This window comes from Streptomyces sp. LS1784, assembly GCF_020103755.1.
GTDB lineage: Bacteria > Actinomycetota > Actinomycetes > Streptomycetales > Streptomycetaceae > Kitasatospora.
On the sequence record NZ_JAHSQD010000649.1, the window covers coordinates 1 to 4,285 of the forward strand.

Annotated in this window: 5 protein-coding genes; all 5 read right to left on the bottom strand. The window is 71.3% G+C overall.

Annotated elements, in window-relative coordinates:
• A partial coding sequence (locus KS423_RS39745; RefSeq protein ID WP_224284596.1) for a trehalase-like domain-containing protein occupies positions 1 to 659 on the bottom strand: 659 nt, incomplete at its 3' end.
• A 50-nt stretch (positions 660 to 709) separates the two neighbouring features.
• Positions 710 to 1,606, bottom strand: a complete 897-nt coding sequence (locus tag KS423_RS39750; protein WP_224284597.1) for a carbohydrate ABC transporter permease — start codon at positions 1,604 to 1,606, stop codon at positions 710 to 712.
• Positions 1,593 to 2,678, bottom strand: coding sequence for a carbohydrate ABC transporter permease (locus KS423_RS39755; protein ID WP_224284598.1), 1,086 nt, complete (start codon positions 2,676 to 2,678; stop codon positions 1,593 to 1,595). Before KS423_RS39755 ends, KS423_RS39750 begins: the two co-directional genes overlap by 14 nt.
• Positions 2,668 to 3,921 carry an extracellular solute-binding protein gene (locus KS423_RS39760; protein WP_224284599.1) on the bottom strand — a complete coding sequence of 418 codons (1,254 nt, stop codon included), beginning with the start codon at positions 3,919 to 3,921 and terminating at the stop codon, positions 2,668 to 2,670. The genes KS423_RS39755 and KS423_RS39760 overlap by 11 nt, the downstream gene beginning before the upstream one ends.
• Before the next feature lie 52 nt (positions 3,922 to 3,973).
• The coding region (locus KS423_RS39765; protein ID WP_224284600.1) for a substrate-binding domain-containing protein at positions 3,974 to 4,285 on the bottom strand (312 nt) is incomplete at its 5' end.

Consider the following 4,285-nt stretch of genomic DNA (forward strand, 5'->3'; position numbering starts at 1 on the left):
TCGTGCCAGAAGTCGGCGGTGGCGTCCAGCAGCTGTTCGGCGTCGGGGGTCCTGGGCGGGTCGAGGTGGGAGGCCTGCCAGGTGAGGGCGAAGGCGATCCGTTCGCCGGCGCTGACGGCGAAGTCGGCGTAGGTGGTGAGGTCTCGGCCGTAGGTCTCGGCCTCGCCGTCCAGCCAGACGGAGTCGGGTCCGGCGACGGCGACGGTGCGGTGGCCGCCGTCGGCCTGCTCGACGCGGTGCACCCAGGGCACCACCCGGCCGTAGGAGAAACGCATCCGCAGCGCCGAGCGCATCCGCACGGTGCCGCAGACGCCCTCGACGATCCGGATCACCTGGGGGACGGCGTCCTTGCCGGCCAGCGGGCGCGGCGGCATGAAGTCGATCACCCGGACGGTGCCGCCCTGGGTGTCCCACTCCTGTTCCAGGATCAGCGAGTCGCCCCGGTAGTGGCGGCGGTCGGCGGGCAGGGCGGGGGCGGCGGCGCCGCTGCCGGGGCCGATCCGCCAGAAGCCGTGCTCGTCGGTCCCGAGCAGACCGGCGAAGACCGCCGGGGAGTCGAAGCGGGGCAGGCACAGCCAGTCGACCGAGCCGTCCCGGCCGACCAGGGCGGCGGTCTGCATGTCGCCGATCAGCGCGTAGTCCTCGATGCGGGCGGGCACGGGCGTTCTCCAGGGTGGTTCGGAAGGGACGGGAAGCGAGCGGGGCCGGGCTAGCCTTTGGAGGAACCCGAGTTGGCGCCGCGCACGAAGTGTCGTTGGAAGAGGAAGAACAGCACGGCCACCGGGAGGGTGGAGACGAGTGCCGCGGCGAGTTTGAGCGGGTACTGGGTGCCGGAGCCGAGGCCGCCGGCGACGAAGTGTGCGAGGCCGGTGGTCAGGGTGTCGTGGTCGCTGGACTGGGTGGAGACGAGGAAGTGGGTGAACTCGTTCCAGGACCCCTGGAAGGAGAGCACCGTGAGGGTGATCAGCGAGGGCCGGGACATCGGCAGCACGACGGACCAGAAGATCCGGAAGGTCCCGGCGCCGTCGATCCGTGCGGCCTCCTCGATCTCGCGCGGCACCGACTCGAAGAACTGCTTCATGATGAAGATCCCGGCGGCGTCGACCAGCAGCGGCAGGACCATCCCGCTGTAGGTGTCGAACATGCCGAAGCTCTTCAGCACCAGGAACTTCGGGATCAGCAGCACCACACCGGGCACCGCCATCACGGCCAGCACGAAGGCGAACAGCAGCCGGCGCCCGGGGAACCTGATCCGGGCCAGCGCGTAGCCCGCCATCGAGTCGAACAGCACCCGGCCGGCCGTGACCAGGACGGTCACCACCACGCTGTTGCCCAGCCAGCGCAGGAACGGGACGTTCTCCACGTCGTCGGCCAGGCCGAACAGCCGCCGGTAGGAGGCGAGGGTGCCGCCGTCCGGCAGCAGGGACATCGGGTGGGCGGCCGCGTCCGGGTCGGTCTTGAAGCTGTTCGCCAGCTGCAGCAGGAACGGCAGCAGGTAGAGCAGCGCGAAGCCGGCCAGGGCCGCGTAGCCGAGGTACCGCAGCGGTCGGGGGAAGCGTCCGAGGACCGGCCGGTCCTCGGCGCGCGGGCTGTCAGTGCGCGGCACGGCGGGCTCCCTTCCGGCCGCCTCGCGGCTTGCCGTCCCGTTCCCGCAGGACCCACCGCTGGACGGCGGTGAACAGCAGGATCAGGCCGAGCAGGACGAACGCGATGGCGGCGCCCTGCCCGTAGTCGGCGTTGTCGAAGCCGGCCGAGTAGGACAGGTAGGCGGGGGTGAGGGTGGTGTTGCCGGGGGCGCCCTTGCCCATCACGTACACCTGGTCGAAGACCTGCCAGGTGGAGATCAGGCCGAGGGTGAGGACCAGGAAGAGGACGGGCCGCAGCGCGGGCAGCGTGACGTGGCGCAGCAGTTGGCGGCGGTTGACGCCGTCCAGCGCGGCGGCCTCCTCCAGTTCGCGCGGGATGTCCTGGAGGGCGGCGAGGAAGATCAGCATGAAGGTGCCGGAGGTGGTCCAGACCGCCATCAGGATCAGCGTGCACATCGCGACCGAGGGCCCGGCGAACCATTCGGACCAGGACAGTCCGAGCGGGCCGCCGGCGCCGGGCGCGGGCTGGTCGACGCCGAGCCGGCCGAGCACCAGCCAGACCAGGCCGCGCGGGTCGGCGAACCAGTTCGGTCCCTGGACGCCGAGCCAGCCGAGCATCCGGTTGACGGCGCCGCTGCCCTGGAAGAGGAACAGGAAGACCGTCGAGACGGCGATCGAGCTGGTGACGGACGGGAAGTAGAACACCGTGCGCAGGGCGCTGCGGCCGCGCAGCATCCGCTGGTTGACGGCGATGGCGAGGAAGAGCGCCAGCACCGTCTGGAGCGGGACGGTCAGCAGGACGTAGTACAGGGTGTTGCGCATCGAGGTGGCGAAGAGCGTACGGTCCAGGCCGTCCTCGGCGAACAGCCGCCGGTAGTTGTCCAGGCCGACGAAGTCCGCACTGCCGCTGAACGGGTTGGACTGCCCGTCCCAGTGCAGCAGGCTGACCCACAGGGCCATCGCGATGGGCAGGACCAGGAAGAGGCCGAGGACGAGGACCATGGGGCCGGTGAACAGCCAGCCCCATGCTCCCTCGCGCAGGCCGCGCCCGGTCCGGGCGCGGGTCGTGCGTATGGTGCGCTTACTTGGCATTCTTCAGGGCCTGCTCGCCGTTGCGCTGGAGGGTGCCCAGGATGGCCGCCGGGTCGCCGGTCTTCAGCGACTGGAGGTCGGTGTTGAACTGGGTGAGCACCTGGTTGAAGCCGGCGATGGTGACCGGCGCCTGGGAGGTGGCGACGCCGTCCACCCAGGCCTTGGACTCCGGGTACTTCTCGGCGTACGCGGCGAGCGCGCTGGTGCGCGAGGGCATCACGCCGAAGGCCTTGGAGAACTCCAGCTGCTGGTCGGCCGAGGTCAGGTGCTTGACCAGGTCCACGCCGGCGGCCTGGTGCGGGCTCTTGGCGGCGATGCCCCAGCAGTTGCTGAAGGCCAGGGTGCCGGGGCCGGCCGGGCCGGCGGGCAGCGGGATCACCTTGTACGCGACGTTCGGGTAGTCCTTGGCCATCGCGCCCTTCAGCCAGTTGCCCTCGATGGTCATCGCGGCCTTGCCCTTGCCGAGCGCCTCGCCGCCCCAGCCGGCGTCCACCTCGGCGACGTACTTGGCCGAGCCGGCCTTCATCATGGACTGGAGGTACTCCAGCGCCTGCTTGTTGGCCGGGCTGTCGGCCGTCATCGTGTTCTGCTCGGGGTTGGTGATCCAGCCGCCGGCCTCCTTGAGCAGGGCGCCGAGCCGCTGGTAGTCGGGGGCGGTGACCAGGCCGGTGACGCCGTCCTTGGTGAGCTTGGCGGCGTCGTCGGAGAGCTGCTGCCAGGTGGTCGGGTAGTCGGCCTCGGTCAGGCCGGCCTGCTGCCACATGGCGGTGTTGATCGCCAGGCCCAGGGTGGAGCTGTCCTTGGGCAGGCAGGTGAGCTTGCCGTCGTGGCTGAAGGCCTTGCGCAGCTGCTCGGAGAAGTCCGCGGCGTCCGGCACCTGGTCCCCGTAGGCGTACAGCGAGCCGCCCTTGGCGTAGTTCGCGAACTGGTCGGAGTTGACGTAGAAGAGGTCCGGCGGGTTGCCGCCGGCGAAGGCCTGGCCGAGCTGCTGGTTGATGTTGCTGGCGATCTGCACCGTGACGGTGTTTCCGGTCTTCTGGGCCCAGGCGGCGGTGGCCGCCTTGACCGCGGCGGTCTCGGCCTCGCCGGAGGTGGCGATGAGCACCGTCAGGTTCTGGTTGCCGCCGGAGGCCTGCTTGGCCGTTGAGTCGCCGAAGCCGCCGGAGGAGGAGCAGCCGGTGACGGCGCCGAGGGCGACGGCCGTGCAGACGGCGGCCGCGGCGAGGGAGCGGGAGGTGGCCATGCGGGATCTCCTTGCGAGGGTGGGTGGGGGGCGGAGATGGCTCGGGGAGGGGTCACACGCTTTCGCGGAGGACCAACTCGGGTTCCAGCAGGACGTGTTCGGTCGGGCGCTGCCGGTCGCCGAGCCGTTCCAGCAGCAGCCGCATGCAGGCGCGGCCGACCGCGTCGAGCGGCTGGGCGAGGCTGGACAGGGACGGGAACAGCAGCGGGGCGATCGGCGAGTCGTCGAAGCCGATGACGGCGGCGTCCGGGCCGGGCGTGCGGCCGGCCCGGCGCAGTGCCTGGTACCAGCCGAGTGCCAGGGTGTCGCTGGCGGCCACGACCGCGGTGGCGCCGGCGGCCAGCAGCCGCTCGGCGGCCTCGCC